At 61.9% G+C, this 18,631-nt stretch carries 14 protein-coding genes and 3 tRNA genes; 10 read left to right on the top strand and 7 right to left on the bottom strand.

The features are described 5' to 3' along the window. Nucleotides 1-89: 89 nt before the first annotated feature. From glpC to OKC40_RS03715, 4 genes are all read right to left on the bottom strand, one after another. Entirely contained in the window at nt 90-1,292 is a 1,203-nt protein-coding gene (glpC, locus tag OKC40_RS03730; protein ID WP_182937590.1) for an anaerobic glycerol-3-phosphate dehydrogenase subunit GlpC, read from the bottom strand. 51 nt (nt 1,293-1,343) lie between these two features. Then, nucleotides 1,344-2,609, bottom strand: a complete 1,266-nt coding sequence (gene glpB / locus OKC40_RS03725; RefSeq protein WP_182970935.1) for a glycerol-3-phosphate dehydrogenase subunit GlpB — start codon at nt 2,607-2,609, stop codon at nt 1,344-1,346. Continuing rightward, nucleotides 2,599-4,272, bottom strand: coding sequence for an anaerobic glycerol-3-phosphate dehydrogenase subunit A (gene glpA / locus OKC40_RS03720; RefSeq protein ID WP_182937588.1), 1,674 nt, complete (start codon nt 4,270-4,272; stop codon nt 2,599-2,601). The genes glpB and glpA overlap by 11 nt, the downstream gene beginning before the upstream one ends. Before the next feature lie 242 nt (nt 4,273-4,514). After that, nucleotides 4,515-4,970 (bottom strand): YchJ family protein, encoded by a 456-nt coding sequence (locus tag OKC40_RS03715; RefSeq protein ID WP_182970936.1) that lies wholly within the window; start codon nt 4,968-4,970, stop codon nt 4,515-4,517. A 123-nt stretch (nt 4,971-5,093) separates the two neighbouring features. On the opposite strand from OKC40_RS03715, the gene OKC40_RS03710 reads away from it, so the two are divergent. The 4 genes from OKC40_RS03710 (at nt 5,094) to OKC40_RS03695 (ending at nt 10,012) form a co-directional block, all read left to right on the top strand. Continuing rightward, complete coding sequence (locus tag OKC40_RS03710; RefSeq protein ID WP_075112129.1) at nt 5,094-6,761, top strand: methyl-accepting chemotaxis protein; 1,668 nt, start codon at nt 5,094-5,096, stop codon at nt 6,759-6,761. A gap of 130 nt (nt 6,762-6,891) precedes the next feature. Further along, entirely contained in the window at nt 6,892-8,103 is a 1,212-nt protein-coding gene (locus OKC40_RS03705; protein ID WP_042060762.1) for an ROK family transcriptional regulator, read from the top strand. A 173-nt stretch (nt 8,104-8,276) separates the two neighbouring features. Next, nucleotides 8,277-9,032, top strand: a complete 756-nt coding sequence (locus OKC40_RS03700) for a tRNA-uridine aminocarboxypropyltransferase (RefSeq protein WP_182937586.1) — start codon at nt 8,277-8,279, stop codon at nt 9,030-9,032. Between the two features lie 203 nt (nt 9,033-9,235). Next, nucleotides 9,236-10,012, top strand: coding sequence for a TSUP family transporter (locus tag OKC40_RS03695; RefSeq protein WP_021231324.1), 777 nt, complete (start codon nt 9,236-9,238; stop codon nt 10,010-10,012). 75 nt (nt 10,013-10,087) lie between these two features. On the opposite strand, the gene OKC40_RS03690 is transcribed toward OKC40_RS03695, so the two are convergent. Further along, entirely contained in the window at nt 10,088-10,954 is an 867-nt protein-coding gene (locus OKC40_RS03690; RefSeq protein ID WP_234605297.1) for a LysR family transcriptional regulator, read from the bottom strand. 60 nt (nt 10,955-11,014) lie between these two features. Beyond that, nucleotides 11,015-11,932 (bottom strand): DMT family transporter, encoded by a 918-nt coding sequence (locus tag OKC40_RS03685; protein ID WP_234605309.1) that lies wholly within the window; start codon nt 11,930-11,932, stop codon nt 11,015-11,017. A 185-nt stretch (nt 11,933-12,117) separates the two neighbouring features. On the opposite strand from OKC40_RS03685, the gene OKC40_RS03680 reads away from it, so the two are divergent. The 3 genes from OKC40_RS03680 to OKC40_RS03670 all read left to right on the top strand — a co-directional run bounded on the left by OKC40_RS03680 (nt 12,118) and on the right by OKC40_RS03670 (nt 15,814). After that, a complete protein-coding gene (locus tag OKC40_RS03680) occupies nt 12,118-12,996 on the top strand; it encodes a helix-turn-helix domain-containing protein (RefSeq protein ID WP_075112134.1) in 879 nt (292 codons plus the stop codon). Nucleotides 12,997-13,258: 262 nt separating this feature from the next. After that, nucleotides 13,259-14,896, top strand: a complete 1,638-nt coding sequence (locus OKC40_RS03675; protein WP_042657190.1) for an ATP-dependent endonuclease — start codon at nt 13,259-13,261, stop codon at nt 14,894-14,896. 198 nt (nt 14,897-15,094) lie between these two features. Continuing rightward, nucleotides 15,095-15,814 carry a hypothetical protein gene (locus OKC40_RS03670; protein ID WP_234605295.1) on the top strand — a complete coding sequence of 240 codons (720 nt, stop codon included), beginning with the start codon at nt 15,095-15,097 and terminating at the stop codon, nt 15,812-15,814. Between the two features lie 122 nt (nt 15,815-15,936). Here the strand turns inward: OKC40_RS03670 and glgX are convergent, their stop codons facing one another. Continuing rightward, on the bottom strand, nt 15,937-18,000 hold the full coding sequence (glgX, locus tag OKC40_RS03665) for a glycogen debranching protein GlgX (protein ID WP_234605293.1): 2,064 nt from the start codon (nt 17,998-18,000) through the stop codon (nt 15,937-15,939). 196 nt (nt 18,001-18,196) lie between these two features. Between glgX and OKC40_RS03660 the strand changes: the two genes are divergently transcribed. The 3 genes from OKC40_RS03660 to OKC40_RS03650 all read left to right on the top strand — a co-directional run bounded on the left by OKC40_RS03660 (nt 18,197) and on the right by OKC40_RS03650 (nt 18,609). After that, nucleotides 18,197-18,273: transfer RNA gene (locus OKC40_RS03660), tRNA-Met, on the top strand. A 94-nt stretch (nt 18,274-18,367) separates the two neighbouring features. Beyond that, a tRNA-Met gene (locus OKC40_RS03655) sits at nt 18,368-18,444 on the top strand. 88 nt (nt 18,445-18,532) lie between these two features. Further along, nucleotides 18,533-18,609: transfer RNA gene (locus OKC40_RS03650), tRNA-Met, on the top strand. Nucleotides 18,610-18,631: the final 22 nt, after the last annotated feature.

Below are 18,631 nucleotides of genomic sequence, written 5' to 3'. Positions count from 1 at the left end.
AGCGTAAAAAAAGAAGAGCCGGCAATTTGCCGGCTCTTTGTTTATCTCTGCATGGATTGTTTTTTATACGGCCGCAAGGGCCGGGGGAGTCAGGCCAGCGCCTGGGCCAGCAGGTGGATCGGATGTTCACAGCGGAAGCTGGTGCTCATCTCGATCTGCCATTTGCAGGTCTCGCAATCGGTGATCACCAGATCGGGGGCCAGGCGGTTGATTTGATCAAACAGCCCTTCGCCGATGGTCTGGCTGGTTTCGTAGTTCTCCGACTTGAAGCCGTAGGTGCCGGCGATACCGCAGCACTGGGACTCCAGTACTGTCACCTTGACCCCGGGAATGGCGCGCAGCAATTCGAGGGTGTAGATGACGCCCCCCATCTTCTCCATGTGGCAGGGGGTGTGGTAGGCGATGTGCAGATTGAGCGGCTTCATCGCCGGTTTGTTGCCCTTGTAGAACTCGTTCCACAGGAAGCGGGTCACCAGCGAGATGCGATCGCGCACCTTGTGGTTGTCCTGTTCCAGCAGGTGGGGATATTCATCGCGCAGGGTGAAGCCACAGGTGGAGGAGGTGGCCAGCAGTGGCATCTCGTTGCCGAGCAGGGAGTTCTCCATCTGCTGGATGTTGAAGGCTGCCTGCTGTTTGGCCTTGTCCATGAAGCCGTTGGCAATCAGCGGCACGCCGCAGCACTTCTCCCGCTCCAGCAACTGCACGCCGATGTTCATGGCGTTGAGCACCTGCACCAGCTCCTTGCCGAGCTGCGGGTGGTTGTAGTTAACGTAGCAGCCGTGGAAGTAGGCGATCTGGCGCGCATAACAGGCCTGAGTCTCTTTCTGCTTCTTGTACCAGCCGCGGAAGGTGCCCTGGGAGTACTTGGGCAGGTCGCGGTGGGAGGAGACCCCCAGCGCCTTGTCCAGCACCAGTTTCATCGGCTTGAGGCCGGTGGTGAAGTTGACCACGGGGGCCATCAGGGTAGACATGCTGCCCATCAGGTCGGTGTGGGAGAGTACGAACTCGCGGATCCCCGGTTTGAAACCGCTGTACTGGTGCTTGGCCTTGGCGATGATGTCGCCGATGCGCACCCCGCTCGGGCAGGCTACTTCACAGCGTTTGCAGTTAGTGCAGTGCTTGAGGGCGCTGTCGAACAGCTCCGGGCTTTTGATCCGCAGCCGCTCCCCATCCGGGCCCGCCTGTTTCGGGCCAGGGTAGGCGGGGTTGGCCTTGGCCACCGGGCAGTAGGCGGTACAGACGGTGCATTTGATGCACTGATCGAAAGTTTGGTTGGCGTGATCCAGTAGCATGTCAGTTCTCCTCCCGGCGATGATGAAGACACGGGATATGGGACAAAGTAATCATTGGGCCGCGCCCAGAATATGGCCGGCAGCCTGCCAGCCGGTGGCAACGGCGACACCGGAACCTGACCCCTCTTTGATGGGGTCATAGTGCGCCAGCACGCTGCCAGCGCCGTAGAGGTTGACCAGCGGCTTGCCACCGCGCAGCACTCTGAGCTTGTCGTCAGTCTTGACCCCGAAGCCCATGAAGGGGTGGTGGTCAAACAGGCGTCGACCGGCCCAGGCATCACGCTCTTCCAGACTCAGCACATCGGCATCGAAGATGGGCTCGCGGATGCCGCGCAGACGGGACTCCAGCCCGCGACTGAAGAAGCTGCCGGAGGCGAGCACGAAGTGGTCCGCTTCAAACAGCTGATCATCGCCATTCTGGCTGTGCACGCCGATGACGCGATCACCCTCGTAGCGGGCGCCCAGCACCCGTTCACTGGTGAGGAAGGTGCCGCCAAGGGCCATGAAGCGGCGCTTGAGTGCCTCCTGCATCCGCATGCCGATCAGCGACGGCGGCATGGTGGCCACCTCCTTGATGGTGCAGCCGGTGCGCTGCTCCAGCTCCGCCAGACGCGGGCCGACCAAGCCAAGGGACAGGCAAGCAGGCAGCACGATATGGCGGCAGCCCGGTTCACCACACTCCAGTACCATGCGGCTGATCTCGCGGGCCAGGTCCGCCACCAGATGGTGCTTGTCACAGAGACGGGCGATATCGGCGGAGCGAAACTCGTGGGGGTTGCGGCTGAATTCCGCCAGCTGGGGCAGGCGTACTTCGCCGGTCAGAATGCGGCAGTGGGCGAAGCGGGGATGGGTCGCCAGATTGGCGGCCGCCAGCGCCGGATGAAAGTCGCGAAAGCCCTCGAGGGTGGCCAGCAGCAGTACATCCGGGATCGGCGTATCGGTGACGCAGGCACAGGTATCGGGGGAGAGCCAGGTGCGTTTGAGGGTGCCGATGGGGGTCAGGCGCTGGTGGTTGGTCTCGTGGCGCACCAGCGGCAGCCCCTGCTCGGCGCAGTGGCGCTGCAGATCGGCGAGGCTCGCTTCGATATTTTGCATCCCCACCTTGCTATAGGGGTGATCCGGATGGGCTGCCATAAAGGCGGGCAGGGCGGCGCGGGGATCTCCCTCGCTCTCCAGCAGATCGATCGAGCCGGAGGAGAAGTGCAGCGCACTCTGGCCGGAGGCCATCAGCAGGGTCTTCTGGCCCGCCTCTACCAGCCGCAGGGCGGCCGAGAGTCCCGCCATGCCACCGCCGATAACGATATTGTCAAACTTCATGACGGCTCTCCTTGTGAGTGGTCTCGCTGGTTGGGCCGCGAGGCGTATCGGCAACCAACTGCGGCGCCGTCCATTCTCCCAGGCCAAACAGCCCTTCGTAGATCCAGTAGGTGAACTCGGCCTCGCGCAGGGCATCGCCCCACAGGACGGGGCGGGTCCCCTTGTAACGCTCCTCGAGGAACTGGCGCAGCATGACGCAGGCCTGACGACCGTCAGCCTTGCCATACTCCTGCATCAGACCAGCGGCGCGATAGGCACACAGCTCGCCCTGACAGGGCCCCATCCCCAGACGGGTGCGGCGGCGCAGGTCGATGAGGTTGTCCACATCCAGCTCGCGCAGGGCATATTCGATTTCGCCCGCGGTGACCATTTCGCACTCGCAGATGAGGGCGTTGGCCTTGGGGTTGTCACGGAAGAAGGCGATAACCCGCTCGCCGTGGCGGTATTGGGCAGAGCCTTCGACCGGCACCGAGAGGCCGGGAGCGGAGACCTTTTCCGGATCCCGTGAGCCGGGCAGGCTCAGTTCGGCGGTCTGGCAGTGCTTGCTGTTGCCGAGCTTCTTGGCCAGCAGATCGGTGGCCCACTCAGCCATCAGGCGGTAGGTCATCAGCTTGCCGCCGGTGATGGTGTTGAAGCCCTTGAGGCCATCGCGCTCGGCGTGATCCAGCAGCACGATACCGCGGCTGATGTTGCGGCCGGTGTCGTCACCGTCCACCGCCACCAGCGGGCGTACCCCAGCGTAGGCGCGTAGCAGACGGGTGCGGGCCATAATGGGAGCGAGCTTGATCCCTTCGCGCAGCAGCACCTCGACCTCTTCGGGTTCGACGGTGAGCTGGTCAATCTTGTTGTAATCGATGCGACTCGACGTTGTACCGATCAGGGAGATGGTATCGCCCGGCACCAGAATGTCGGCATCCGCCGGTTTACGGGCGCGGTTGAGCACCAACTGGTTGATGCGGTAATCCATGATGAGCAGGGAGCCCTTGGCCGGGAACATGCGGATGCCGAGATCGGCGTATTCGCAAATTTGCTGGCCCCAGATGCCGGCGGCGTTGATCACCTCCTGACACTCCACCTCGAACGCTTCGCCGGTGCGGGTGTTGATGGCTTTGACCCCGTGCACCCGATCCTGCGTGCGCAGCAGCCCCAGCACCTTGCTGTGGGTGAAGATACGGGCGCCATGTTCTTTCGCGTCCAGCACGTTGGCAGCGGCGAGGCGGAATGGGTCGACCGTGCCATCCGGCACATGGATGGCGCCGATCATCGCCGGGTTGGCGTTGGGTTCGAGCAGCAACGCTTCGCGGGGATCGAGCTGGCGGGTGTCGATACCGGCCAGGGCGCAGGCATCCATAAAGGTGCGTTGGAAATTGATGTCATCTTCCGGCAGGGTGAGGAAGAGGCCGCCCGTGTCCTCGACACAGTGGCTGGCAATCCGCTTGAGGATGCGGTTTTCCTGGATGCATTCGCGGGCGGACTCCTGATCCGTCACCGCGTAGCGAGCACCGGAGTGCAGCAGGCCGTGGTTGCGGCCGGTGGTGCCAGCGGCGATATCATCGCGCTCGAGCAGGATGCAGTCGATGCCGCGCAGTGCGCAATCGCGCATGATGCCGGCCCCTGTGGCACCGCCGCCTATGATGACGACTTGTGTGGTTATTCTTTTCATTGTTGCCCGTCTCATCTCTTCCAGATGAGGCCAGTGTGGCGCACTTCTGAGTGAAAATGTTTGATATGGGCCAAATTTGCGCTCGCAAACGCTCATTCGCTCGCGCGTTAATGAGCATTATGTGACATTTGTCACGCTTGCCATCGCATCGATTTGTCGGCCGGTGGCGAATGACAGGTACAAAAAAGGGGCATCGGATGCCCCTTGCCGCTGTTTGACGAGTCTGGTGGGTGTGTTACGCGTCAGCCACAGCACTTCTTGTGCTTTTTGCCGCTGCCACAGGGGCAGGGATCGTTGCGGCCGGTTTTGAGCGGCAGGGGATCGATCTCCCCTTCGGTGTAGACCCAGCGCCCCTGATAACGCACGAAGCGGGAGCGCTCATGCAGGCAGTGGCGCTTATCCCCCTCCAGAAACCAGGCTTTGAACTCCACTATCCCGGTTTCATCTTGCGGGCCGCCCTGGCTGGTGATGAGCTCGAGACCGTCCCAGCGGGTGTCGATGCGTGAAAGCTCTTCGGCGGTGAGGCCGCCGAGGTGGGCCGGATGCCAGCTATGGACCAGATACTCCCCCAGCCCGAGCACGAAGGCGCTGTAGCGCGAGCGCATCAGCTGCTCCGGGGTGTCAGCCACAGCGCCACTGTGAAGTGAGCCACAGCACAATTCGAGAGAAAGGGTTGAACTGCAAGGACAAAGATTCATGATTTTCACATTCTGGCCGATTTGTTTAAGTGAATTGTAACGAAAGGGGGGTTCGCCCTGCCAGCACCTATACTGATGAGTAGGCTAGGAATTCCAATAAAAACAGCTGCAAGGATGTGAAAGATGACGCTAAAACAGAAAATCCTGTTACTGGGTGCAGTACCCGTACTGCTGATGGCCCTGGTGGTCAACCTCAGTAACTACATGGTCTCCAAGAGCGCTCTGGAGTCTGAGCTGGTGGTGGCGAGGGAAGATGCCATCAAGGAGCGCAAGGCGCTGCTCAGCAGTTACATCATGATGGCCAAAACCGCCGTCGATGCCGTATATGCCCTGCCGGATTCACCGGAAAATCGTCAGAAGGTCAAAGAGTTGCTCAGGCCACTGCGTTACAGCAGTGACGGCTACTTCTTTGTCTATGACTTTGAGGGCAACACAGTACTGCTGCCGACCCGTGCCGAGCTGGAGGGGAAAAACCGCTGGAACGACAAGGATGCCAAGGGCAAGTTGCTGATCCAGGACATTCTCAAGGTGGCCCGTCAGGGGGATGGCTTCTCCGAGTACTGGACGGCCAAACCCTCCATCGGTCGCGATGCCCCCAAGCTGGCCTTCAACATGGTGCTGGACAAGTATCAGTGGGTCATCGGTACCGGTTTCTATATCGATGATATCGACAACGATTTGGCCGCCCTGCGCGCAGAGCGCGAGAGCAACATGTATGCGTCGCTGCAGAGCAGCGTGCTGGTGATCCTGCTGATCCTCGGTATCACCCTGGTCGTGACGGTGATCGTGGGTAACCGGGTGACCAAACCGCTGGCGGATGCGGTGTCGGCGCTCAATGACATTGCCGACGGGGAGGGGGATCTGACCCAGCGCCTCAAGGTGCAGAGTCAGGACGAGATTGGTCAACTGGCCAGCGCCTTCAATCGCTTCGTCGAGCGGATCCAGTCGGTGGTGAGCCAGGTGGGCGAGACCAGCAATCACCTCTTTAGCGCAGTTGAGAAGCTGCACAATCTGAGCGAACACTACGATCATCAGATGCAGGGCCATAGCCGCGAGACCGATCAGGTGGTGACTGCGGTGACCGAGATGAGCTCCACCGCGCAGGAGGTGGCGGCCAGCGCCTCCAATGCCGCGACAGCAACCAGCGATGCGGCCCGTGAGTCTGACGCGGCGCGCGGTGTGGTGAGTGGGGCCATCAACAGTATCAACCGGCTGGTGGGGGAGGTGCATACCGCCTCCGGTGTTATCGAGCAGCTGGCGCAAGAAACCGCCAAGATTGGCTCCGTGGTGGAGGTCATTCGTGGCATTGCCGAGCAGACCAACCTGTTGGCGCTCAATGCCGCCATCGAGGCGGCCCGGGCTGGTGAACAGGGGCGTGGCTTTGCGGTGGTGGCGGACGAAGTGCGCTCGCTGGCCGGTCGTACCCAGCAGAGCACCAAGGAGATCAACGAGATGCTGCAACGGCTGCAGGGCGGGGTGAAGCAGGCGGTGGATGTGATGCAGGCGAGCGAGGATCGCAGCCAGGAGACGGTGCAGGAAGCGGGACACATCGCCAGCTCCCTCGACAGCATGGTGATGGCGGTCAGTACCATCAACGACATGAACATCCAGATCGCCACCGCCGCCGAGGAGCAGCATGCGGTGTCGGAGGAGATCAACAAGAACCTGGTAGCCATTCAGCAGATCGTCAGCGAGCTGACCGATGCGGCGGTGGAATCCAACAGCACCACTCGCGATCTGGCCAATACCGGCGACAAATTGCGCAAACTGGTCTCCCAGTTCCGTTATTGATCCTGTCAGGGCCCGTGATGACAACCACAAGATGTGGTCTGAACTCCGGTTCAGGCCGCACTTTATTTGGGGATTGCACAATAATGTGTGAAAATTGGCGGCCCCTGTGTCAGCCCTTAATCCATATCCTATGAATGAGATCGTGAAAGGCAGTATCGACTTGATCCGGCAGCTCAACTACGGCCTGGTGTACGCCAGTCTGGAGGAGCACAAGGAGCTGTCACGTACCGATCTCTCCCGCCTGACCGGCCTCTCCCCTGCCAGCATCACCAAGATCACCCGTGAACTGCTCGATGGCGGTCTGGTGGTGACCTGTGGCGAAAGTTCGGTGGGGCGCGGCCGTCGCCAGACCCTGCTGCGCATCAACGAGCGCCGCTTCCAGTTTCTCTCCATGCGTCTTGGTCGTGGCTACGTGGATATGGCGCTGTTCGACTTTTCCGGTCGCTCACTGGCTCGCCAGCGCCACCTCTTTACCGAAGAAGAGCGGGCCGATCTGTTGGGCAGTCTGGTACACGCCATCAAGGTGTTTCTGCCGAAAAAGTCCCTCAGTCTGGCCTGTATCGCCCTCTGTCTGCCGGGTCAGGTGGAGCGTCACTCCGGCATGGTCAAGCACTTCCCCTTCTACGATCTGCGCAACTGGCCGCTGGGGCCCACGCTGCAACAGGCGTTTGCCGTGCCGGTGCTGGTGAGCGGTGACGTGCGTACCTGGATCCAGGCCGAGCGGGAGTGGGGGGCTGCCAAGAATTGCGCCGATGCGGTGCTGGTGTTTGTCCACAACGACATCGGGGTCGGCATGGTGGTCAACGGCCAGCTCATCGAGAGCGAGAATGCGCTGCTCGGGGATCTCAGCCACCTGCAGCTCGAGCCCTATGGCCAGCGCTGCTACTGCGGCGGCTTTGGCTGTGCCTGCACCCTGGTGACCAATCAGGCGCTGGAGGCGCAATACCGGGATCTGCGCGAGCGGATGCAGGAGCACGACTTGCCCGAGAGCGTCACCATCCGCGAGCTGTGCGAGCTGGCGCTGGCGGGCAACAGCCTCTGTCAGGATATTCTCCATCAGGCGGCGGGCCGCCTCTCCAAGGTGCTATCCAACCTCATCTGCCTGCTCAATCCGGGCAAGCTGCTGCTGGGGGGCGAGATCACCCGCGCCGATCGGCTGCTGTTCCCCATGCTGCACCAGTCGCTGGCCAGCCAGTTGCCCGCCGAATATCTGGTTCGGCTGCAGATTGAATCCACCCACTTCTACGAAGATCCCACCAAGCCCACCTCGGTGCAGGTGCACAAGGCGCTGCGCGATGGCAGCCTGTTGCTGGAGCTGCTGCGCAGCTGTCAGGAGTCGTAAGGCAAGAGAGTTTGGCACTGTGTCTGGCGAAAGGGGCAGGGATTGCTGTTCCGCCAGCGCGTAACTGGGTACAATCTTGCGCTTTTCCGGCAGCGCCCCTGTTATCGGGGCCTGTGGCCCGTGACATGTTGGCACTGCCGCCGTTCCTGTTTTGACTCCAGTTGTGAACCTAAATGAAGCCTGTTCCTGATCACGCCGTCAACCGCCTGCGGGCCTGGCGCAAGAGTATCTCTACCCGACCGTTTCTTGCCCGTGGCGGCACCCTGGCCCGCTGTCCGGCCTGTCAGCTGCGCGAGGACTGGTGTGCCTGCGAGTGGCGCCCCGAGCTCAAAGCCGAGGCCGGTTTCTGCCTGCTGATGTATGACAGCGAGCCGATGAAGCCCTCCAACACCGGTCGCCTCATCGCCGATGTGTTGCCGGATACCACCTGGGCGTTTCTCTGGTCACGTACCCAGCCCCATCCCGAGTTGCTGGCCTTGCTGGCCGATCCTGCCTGGCAGCCCTATGTGGTCTTTCCCGCCTGCGAGAAGGAGCCTGCCCGCCTGACCGGTGAGGTGACGTTGGCACCGGGCAAGAAGCCGCTCTTTATCCTGCTCGACGGCACCTGGCCGGAGGCGCGCAAGATGTTCAACAAGAGCCCCTATCTCGACGGATTTCCGGTGCTCGCCATCAAGCCCGATGCGCTCTCCACCTACGGGATGCGAGTGGCCAACTGCGATGAGCACCTCTGCACCGCCGAAGTGGCGGCCTGTGTGCTGGAAGTTGCGGGGGAGCTCAAGGCGGGGCAGGCGCTGCAACACTGGTTCAATCTGTTCAGCAGCCGCTACATGGCCGGTCGGGTCAGCCGTTTCCCCAGTGCCGATGAGGATCATCTGTGTGAGGCGCTGGCGGCCATCAAGGAAGCGGAAGTCCCGTCCCCCGCGCTTTAACGGGCCCTCTGAGGGTTGGGGCAGGGGCGTGGCAGCGCACATCAATGAAAATCAGGAATCAATTGGCTGCCACTGTTTCGTTAGATTCATGGTCAGTGGCCCGCTAGGATAGCTGACAGTCTGTGCAGCCCCTGCACAACGTCGTTTTGGTTATCTCCGGTTGTCCGGCCCCTTCGGGCAACCCACTCTCGTGAGGTCTATGGATGGAATTGGAACTGGTTACCCTGTTTGCCCTGTTTGGTGTGGCGCTCGTCGCCGGCTTTATCGATGCCATCGCCGGTGGCGGCGGCCTGCTGACGGTGCCAGCGCTGCTCGCCACCGGTATGCCGCCCGCGCTGGTGCTCGGCACCAACAAGCTGCAGAGCAGTTTCGGCTCCTTCTCCGCCACCTGGTTCTATGCCCGCAAGGGGCTGTTGGAGTGGGCCATGATCTGGCCTGCGGTGATCTGCACCTTTATCGGTGCGGCCATCGGCACGCTGGCGGTGCAGACCATCGATGCTGCCATTCTCGAGCGCCTGCTCCCTTTCCTGCTGATGGCTTTTGCCTGCTACTTCTACTTCTCGCCGCGGGTGAGCGATGCCGAGAGCTCCCGCCGTCTCACCCCCATGCTGTTTGCGCTGCTGGTGGGGGGCGGTGTCGGCTTCTATGACGGCTTCTTCGGGCCGGGCACAGGATCGTTTTTTGCCATCGGTTTCGTGGCGCTGGCAGGTTTTGGCATGGCGCGTGCCACCGCTCACACCAAGTTGCTCAACTTCACCTCCAACATAGCCTCCCTGCTGTTCTTTGCCCTTGGTGGCAAGGTGGTGTGGAGTGTCGGTTTTTGCATGGCGCTGGGGCAGTTTATCGGCGCCCGTTTTGGCTCCAAAATGGTGCTCAAACAAGGGGTGAAGCTGATCAAGCCGCTGCTGGTGACCGTCTCGTTGCTGATGTCTGCCAAGCTGGTCTGGAGCCAGTATCCCGAGCTGTTTGCCTGGATCTGAACCGCGGGGAGTGGGCAACAAATTGGATGTTTACGGGGCCCTTGGGCCCCGTAAACATCTGGCGGGTTTACACAGTTAGCGCGGCGTGTCGCTGCAGTGGCGAAAGTGTTGCTGCAGGGCGCTGACCAGCTGGGCAATCCGCTTGCGCTTGAGACTGCTCTGCCGGTAGACCAGATGAAGGGGGCGGCCCAGTCCGGGCAGTGGGCGGGCCATCTCCCCCTGTTCTCCTATCAGCCCCAGCAGGCCAGCGGGCAGCAGCACAGGGCCAATGCCTGCCTTGGCGAGTTCGATGAGCGCCAGATAGGAGTCGAGCTCCATGGCGGGCTCCAGCCCCATCTCTGCCAGCGGTTCGCGCAGGTAGCGGTTGGAGGGGTTCTCCAGATCCATGGCGAGGATCTTGCGCCTGCTCCCTGAGCTGGCTGGCGGCAGGCTCTGCTGCGCCTCGCCAACCAGATAGAAGGGCTCTTCCATTAGCAAATCGGCGCCGAGGCCGTGGCCGGGAGGGAGCCGACCGGCGCAGATGCCGAGCAGGGCATCACCGCTGCGCACCCGCGCCAGAATGACCGGAGTGTGGTGGGTGGAGAGGGCAAGATGGGGATCGCGGCCCAGATAGTCGCGCATAAAGTGGGCGAGGTAGCCCGCCAGCAGGGTTTCGGAGCAGGCGATGGGGAGGGGGCTGTGATCCGCCAGATCCTGGCTATCTGCCAGCACCCCCTTCATTTCGGCCAGACTCGGGGCCACTCGCTCAAGCAGCTCATGGGCCTGCGGGGTGAGCCGGATCTGGCGCCCCTCCGGCTCGATCAGCTTCTTGCCAAGGCGCAGCTCCAGCTGGGCAATCCGCTTGCTCACCGCCGACTGGCTGATATAGAGGCGACTGGCCACCTTGGCCATGGTCCCTTCGCTCGCCAGCAGGCTCAGCGTCTCCAGCCCTTCCAGTAACATCTCGCCCTCTCGTGTCGCCATCATGCATATCGAATGGCGCTACCTTAGGGGCTGACGGCCTCAGGAGCAAGGGTCGTTCGCTGCCTTGACCGGGCGAATGTGCCATTCGCTTAAGGGCGGCGCGAAGATCACCAGATTGCCAATGAGGCTCACCACCACCCCGACCACCGAGACCGGCTGCCAGACAAAGCCTTCGTAGAAGGTGGAGAGAGTGAGCGCCACCAACGGAAAGAGCACGGTGGCGTAGGAGGCCTTGCTGGCGCCGATGCGCCCCACCAGGGTCAGGTAGGCAGTAAAGGCGATCACTGAGCCAAACAGCGCGAGATAGACCATGGCCGCCAGATAGTGGCTGTCGGTCGGCACTACCAGTTGCTGGCCGAGCAATGTGACCCAGCCCAGCAACAGCACCACGCCGTAAACCATGCCCCAGGGCACCAGTTGCAGTACGTGATAGCCGTGGCGCTGGCCCCGGGCCGAGACCAGATTGCCCAGCGAAAAGCAGAGGGTGCCGCCGCAGGCGAGCAGCAGCCCCTTCCAGCCGTTTGCACCCAGTTGCGCATCCGCCAGCACCGGCCAGAACAGCAGCAGGGTGCCCAGGAGCCCCAACAGGGAGCCTTGCAGCCAGCGCAGGGTGGGGCGCTTGCGCTCGAACAGCCAGAGGTTGAGGCCGTTGAAGATGCTGGCACTGGCGAAGATCACCGCCGACATGCCACTCGGGATGTAACGGGTGGCGTGGTAGAAGCAGAGAAAGTTGGTGGAAAAGAGCAGGGCACCGAGCAGTGCGGCGTAACGCTGGCCGTGCCAGGGGAGGCGTGGGAAGCGGCCGCTGGCGGTGAGCAGGGCAAACAGTGCCACCGCCGCCAGCAGGAAGCGGTAGAGCACCGACACCTCGATGGGGATGGGGCCAAGTTGCCAGGCGATGGCAATCCAGGTACTGCCCCAGATAAGCACGGTAGCAAGATAGAGCATCAGGTTCATCATAGTTCCGGTACAGTTCCGGTGAGTCAGGGAGGATATGACCCACTATGGGGCGAGTCCTGATGGCTGGATTGCACCATCTTGCGGTTTTTCATCGTCCTGCGCTGTCATCTGCGGGCACGGTCGGTAAGATGGATGGCAGGCGGGAGAGCCGCGCAAATAACCGGAACAGGTGGCAGGGGCGAATGAAAACAGCAGGGGTATTTGATGCACTGGTCAGCACCGGCGCCCGGCTGGAGGACGCCTGCTGGCTCGAACCCGGGCTCGGGGTGGCCAGCTGGCGCAACTGCTATGACCAGACCCGCTATCACAAGCCGGGTCACCACACCCTGAGCGTCTATCTGCAAGGGGGCGAGCAGACCGAGCGGCTTGATGGACCGGGTGGCCACGGCGGCACCGGCAAGGTGTGCATCATGCCGGATCACCACAGATCCGAGTGGCTGGTGCGTGAAGAGTTTCGCTTCTTTCATCTCTACTTCACCCCGGCTCACCTCACCCGTATCGCCGAGGAGGTGTGTGACAAGGAGGGGCGCCACCTGCAACTGGTGGACAAGACCTTTATCGACGATCCGCAGGCGGCCGGGTTGGTACAGCGTCAGCTGATGCAGCTGGAGTGGCAGCACGGGGTCGATCGGCTGGCGCTTTCCCACGGCGCCTGGATGTTGATCCTCCACGCCTATCGTCACCACACCGAGGAAGCTCCCGGTTTGCCGCCTCTACGCGGCGGGCTGGCGCCCGTGGTGATCAAGCGGGTGCAGGAGTATCTGCAGGCCCATCTGGCCGATTCGGTGACACTGGCAGAGCTGGCCCAGCAAGCAGGGCTGAGCGAGTACCACTTCGCCCGCATGTTCGGCCAGAGTCTCGGTTGCCCGCCTCACCGTTATTTGCTGGGGCTGCGGCTCAAACGGGCCAAACAACTGCTGGCTGGCCCGGAGCCGCTGGCCAGCATCGCCAGTCAGTGCGGCTTCTCTTCCCAGGCCCATTTTGGCAACCGTTTTCGCGAGGCGTTTGGTTTGACGCCGGGGCAGTGGCGGGCGCAATTGTCATCTTCCTGTCACAGATAACCCTGAGACTTTGGGCAAAAGAGGTGTACTCTCTACCACTTATCCATTGAAAGGAATGCCCATTGAATTATCGCAAACGTCAAACTCGTACTCGTCACCTCTGGTTTAGCCACTGGAATGCTCCGCAAGATCGCACCGCTGTTGTTACCCCTCCCGAACCTGCAGTGCCTCACAGTTCACGTTGAAATCCCCCCGCCTGCGATAGGATTTTTCCGGTAATTTTGCCACTATTGCCCCATCACAATGATGTGGACATGGCCGGATGTTTCTGGAACGTATTGAAGTCAAAGGTTTTCGCGGCATAAATCGCCTGTCGCTCGGGCTGGATCACACCACAGTGCTGATCGGCGAGAACACCTGGGGTAAATCGAGCCTGCTGCGCGCCCTCTGGTGCCTGCTGGGGCAAAATGCCGAGCCCTATCAGTTCACCGCCGAGGATTTTCACCAACCGGAAGATCCCGAACTGGCGCCGGCGCGCCACCTGCAACTGGTGCTCACCTTCAGTGAGCACAGACCCCAGATGTGCCAGCACTCCCGTCGCCTGGCTCGTCTCAGCCCCTCCTGGGTGCTGCATAAAGACAAATTCCACCGTATTCACTATCGCGCCAGCGCCGAGCTGCAGGCGGATGGTTCTGTGCTCACCATGCACGATTTTCTCGACGGGGTGGGCAAGAGCCTGCCCATCGCCAATGCACATGAGCTGGTCTCCATGCTGATCACCATGAACCCGGTGTTCCGGCTGCGGGATGCCCGCAGTGCCCGCAACGGGGTGGAGACCCTGCAGTGGGGAGATCTCTCCGAACATCGCCTGAGCGAGCTGGCGGACAAGCTGATCGACGAACCCCAGCGCATCGGCGAGCCGGAGCTCAAAGAGGCGCTGCAGGCGGTGCGCCAGCTGATGGATCACTACTTCAACGCATTGGCCCCCATCAAGAACAAGCCGCGCAGTCAGCGCGACATCATCAATCGCCCCATGACGTTGCGCAATCCGGGCAACCTGCATACCCTGCTACGCCGCGCCGACAACCGCGCGTTGCAACTGGCGATGGCGGGGATGGCGGCCACCCTGCTGCAAGCGCGTGGCAACCGGGAGCTGGAGGAGGGGGCCCGTCCCATCATGATCCTGGAGGATCCGGAGAGCCGGCTGCATCCGACCATGCTGGCGCTGGCGTGGGGGCTGCTGGAACAACTGCCGGGCCAGAAGCTGCTCACCACCAACTCGGGAGACTTGCTCTCTTCCCTGCCGCTCAATCAGGTGCGGCGGCTGGTGCGCCGTCAGCAGGATATCCTCTGTCACCAGCTGGGGGGCGAGCGCTACAGCAGCGACGATCTGCGCAAGATCGCCTTCCATGTGCGGATCAACCGCCCCATGTCGCTGTTTGCCCGCTGCTGGCTGCTGGTGGAGGGGGAGACCGAGATCTGGCTGCTCTCCGAGCTGGCCCAGATCTGCGGTTACAGTCTGCGGGCCGAAGGGGTGCGGATCATCGAGTTTGCCCAGTGCGGCCAGTCGCCGCTGATCAAGGTAGCGCGGGACTTTGGCATCGAGTGGCACCTGCTGACCGATGGCGACGAGGCGGGGCTCAAGTATGCCGCCTCGGCCCGTGGCCAGCTCAAGGGCGAGCGGGAGCGGGACCGACTGACCCAGCTTCCTGCCGCCGACATCGAGCACTACCTCTATCACAACGGCTTTGAAGCTGTGTTTCGCCGCGAGGCCGGGGTGGGCGGGCGCGCCATGTGGAGTGCCAGTCACATCATCAACAAGGCGATCCATCACCGCAGCAAGCCGGGGATGGCGCTGGCGGTGGTGGAAGAGGCGGAGCGGCTCGGTGCCGAGCATATTCCGCCGGTGATCCGCCAGATGTTTGCCCGGGTGGTGGCGCTGGCCCGCGGTCAGGGCTGAAGCCTGCGCCGCATCCCGGCACTATGGGTATGGCTGCCAGCAGGGCGCCCTTCAAGGTGCATTGTGCTGGCGGCCAGTGCCCCGGATTGTTTGCCTACGATTGTTTGTCGTGATTGGGGATAGCAGCCGGTTTGGGTATACTCGCCCCCTCTCTGGCGCCCCGGTGGCGCACCTCGAATCTTTACTGCTGGAGGCGTCGTGTTCGTCCAACTCCCTTTTTGGCTCTTTCCCCTCACCGGATTGATGGCGCTTGGCGCCCTGATCGCCCTCGGTATCGTGCTGTGGCGCGGTGATATCTGCCCCGGCCAGCGCTCGCGCATTAGTCAGCAGATCTTCTCCATCTGGGTCATTACCGCGCTCTCCTTGATGCTGGCGGTCGAGGCCAAGGCGGCCAGCTGGCTGATCTGGAGTGGTGGTGTAGCACTGGTGCTCGGGGTCGGCTTGTCGCTGGCCCAGTCACGGCTGGAGGGTAAGCGTTCAGTCCCCTCAACGCTGCTCTGGCTACCGGCGTTGCCGCTCGCTGTCTATGGCTTCGGGCTGCTGCAACTGCAAGGCTGGGTGAGCGGTCTGCTGCAGATGGCGATGCTGGGGGCGGCCTTTGCCCACCTGATGCTGCTACGGGCCCGTCATCGCCTCAAGGCATTCAACACCCTGTTGCCGCTGGCCGGTCTGGTGGGGGCGATGGCCAGCCTTGTCTGGCTGGCGGTGCTGGTGGGCTGGCAAGGGGGCGAGGCCAATCTCGATGCGCTGATCCCGGCTGTGGTGACCCAGGCTGCCCTGCTGGTGGCCTCCCTGCTGCTCTGGTTCAGTCCGCTCTACTTGCAGCGTGATACCGCGCCAGTGGTGGTCTCCACCTCCCTGTGTGGCCTGCTGATCGCCCAGATTGCCGCCACCAGCGTGTTGCATCAGCTGGTCTGATACCTGCGCTGAAAAGAGAAAGCCCCGAGCCTTTGCTCGGGGCTTTTGCCTATCTGGCTTGCCGGTATCGCAGCCATCCATTAGCAGCAATCCATTAGCAGCAATCAAGCCGCAGTTATCTATCAATAGAAGTCGTCGGCCCCACAGATAAAGAGGCAGCTGCTGCGCGGTTGGGCGAGATACTCCCGGGTCAGCCCTTCTAGCGGCATGCCGAAGGTGCAGATATCTTGCGGCGAGGGGAGGGCCGTATCGAGGATCCGCCGCCAGTAGCCGCCAACCCCCTTGGGCGGGCTCGGCAGATTGAAGGTGAGGGGCTCCCAGTAGGCGTTGAACAGCACATAGAGTGCCAGCTTGGTTTCGCTCGACAGCGCCGACATCGCGATGGCGTGGGAGTGGGGGCTGAAGTCCGGTTGTCCGGCGTTGACCCCGTGCCAGCAGATCTCGCTGTGGCGCAGGATCTCGGTGAGCGACAGCGGCATGCTCTCCTGCTCCGGGCGCTGGAACAGGTGTTTGCGGTACTGGATCAGCTCCTTCATGAAGCGGAACATCTCCTGACCGCGGGTGCTGGGTAGCCAGTTCATCCAGCAGGTGGCGTTATCCTGACAGTAACCGTTGTTGTTGCCCCGCTGGGTGCGCAGCAGCTCGTCTCCCATCAGCAGCATGGGGGATCCCACCGAGAGCAGGGTCGCCACCATCATGTTCTTGGCCTGCCGCATCCGTAGGGCGTTGATCTGGGGATCTTCGGTGATCCCTTCATGGCCGTGATTCCAGCTGAAGTTGTGATCACAGCCGTCGCGGTTCTCCTCCCCGTTGGCCTCGTTGTGCTTGCCGTTGTAACTGGCCCAGTCCCACAGGGTAAAGCCATCGTGGCAGGTGACGAAGTTGATGCTCTTCTCGGGATCGGCGTGGTGATAGTGGTAGATGTCGGGGCTGCCGCACAGCCGCTCGACAAAGGTAGTGACGCTGTTGTCATCGCCGCGCAGGAAGCGGCGCACATCATCCCGGAACTGGCCGTTCCACTCACGCCAGCGGGCGCCGGCGAGCGACCCCACCTGGTAGAGTCCCCCCGCATCCCAGGCTTCGGCAATCAGCTTGATGTCGGCAATGTTCGGATCGGTATCTATGGTGCGCAGGGTGGGCGCATTGGCCTGCGGCTGGCCCGATTCGTCCCGCGACAGGATGGCGGCCAGATCGAACCGGAAGCCATCGACGTGCATCTCCTGACGCCAGAAGTGGAGGCTGTCCATGATCATCCGCAGTACCACCGGATGGGCGCCGTTGAAGGTGTTGCCGCAGCCCGAATAGTTGGTGTCTTTCTGGTTGTTGTCGAGGATGTAGTAGGCCTCGTTATCGATGCCGCGAAACGAGAAGACGGGACCATCATCACCCCCCTCGGCGGTGTGGTTGTAGACCACATCCAGGATCACCTCGATATTGGCGCGGTGCAGCGCCTTGACCATATCGCGAAACTCGGTGAGAGGGTCATCGCCGCAGGCGTATTGTGCGTGCGGGGCAAAAAAGGACATGGGGCTGTAACCCCAGTAGTTGGAGAGCCCCTTTGGCGCATCCTGGGGATCGAACTGGAACACCGGCAGCAGCTCGACGGCGGTGACGCCGAGGGATTGCAGATAGGGGATCTTTTCGATAAGCCCGAGATAGGTGCCGCGCAGCGCCGGATCAACCCCGGAGCTGGGGGATTTGGTAAACCCCCCCAGATGCAGCTCATAGATCACCGAGCGGGAGAGAGAGTGGGCGGGCAGCTTGTCTCCTTCCCAGTTGTAGTGACGGGTATCGACCACCCGATTCTTGGCGCAGCAGGCCAGATTGCTGCCGGGCCGGGCCGCCGCCCAGCGGTCGTAGTTGGCGCCCAGCTCGATGCTGCGGCCATACGGGTCGAGCAGCACCTTGTCGGCATCGAAGCGGGTGCCGCAGTAAGGGCGCCACGGGCCCTGAATGCGATAGGCGTAGCGTTGACCGACAGGTAGCCCTTCAATATGGATATGCCAGTAGTAGGCGGTGCGGTTGAAGCGGGGCGAGAGCGGGATCACCTCTGGCGTGCTGTCCTCGGCGCTGGCGAAGAGCAGCAGTTCCACCCGGCTGGCCAGGCGGGCCCAGATCGCGAAGTTGACGCCGTGGCTGTCGGGTGTGGCCCCCAACTGACGGCAATGACCGGCGGAGATGCGCATATTTTACCTACCCAAAATGAGGAGAGTTCAGCTTATTGAGTGTAGTGCCGGATGCCCTGCAAGGACTCGATTGCCTGAAAAAACAGCATGATGCTGCTAATGACCGCACTCTTTGTCCGATTAATCTACGAATAAACTTTTTTTGAGATATTTACTTGCAATCTGTGCGCTGGCGCCTATTATTGGCGACCTCAGACGCGGGGTGGAGCAGCCCGGTAGCTCGTCGGGCTCATAACCCGAAGGTCGTCAGTTCAAATCTGGCCCCCGCAACCATCTGAGAACCTGACCTGTCAAACCGCTGTAATAGGTTGGCAGAAAAGGAAAAATCGAACTGGCTACTGCTCGGCCACTTCGAGAAAAATTCGGACGCGGGGTGGAGCAGCTCGGTAGCTCGTCGGGCTCATAACCCGAAGGTCGTCAGTTCAAATCTGGCCCCCGCAACCAACTTTTTCGTCGGCATGGGATTGTGTAAACAATCGAACGCAGACAAACGCCACCAAGCTACTGCTCGGCTTGAGGGTGACAATTCGGACGCGGGGTGGAGCAGCTCGGTAGCTCGTCGGGCTCATAACCCGAAGGTCGTCGGTTCAAATCCGGCCCCCGCAACCAACTTCTGATCGTTCCCTTCTTG

Origin of the sequence: Aeromonas sp. QDB11, assembly GCF_027705265.1 — a bacterium.
Taxonomy (GTDB): domain Bacteria; phylum Pseudomonadota; class Gammaproteobacteria; order Enterobacterales; family Aeromonadaceae; genus Aeromonas; species Aeromonas allosaccharophila.
The sequence above is the reverse complement of the archived record's forward strand: the minus strand, read 5'-3'. Positions and strand labels throughout refer to the sequence as shown.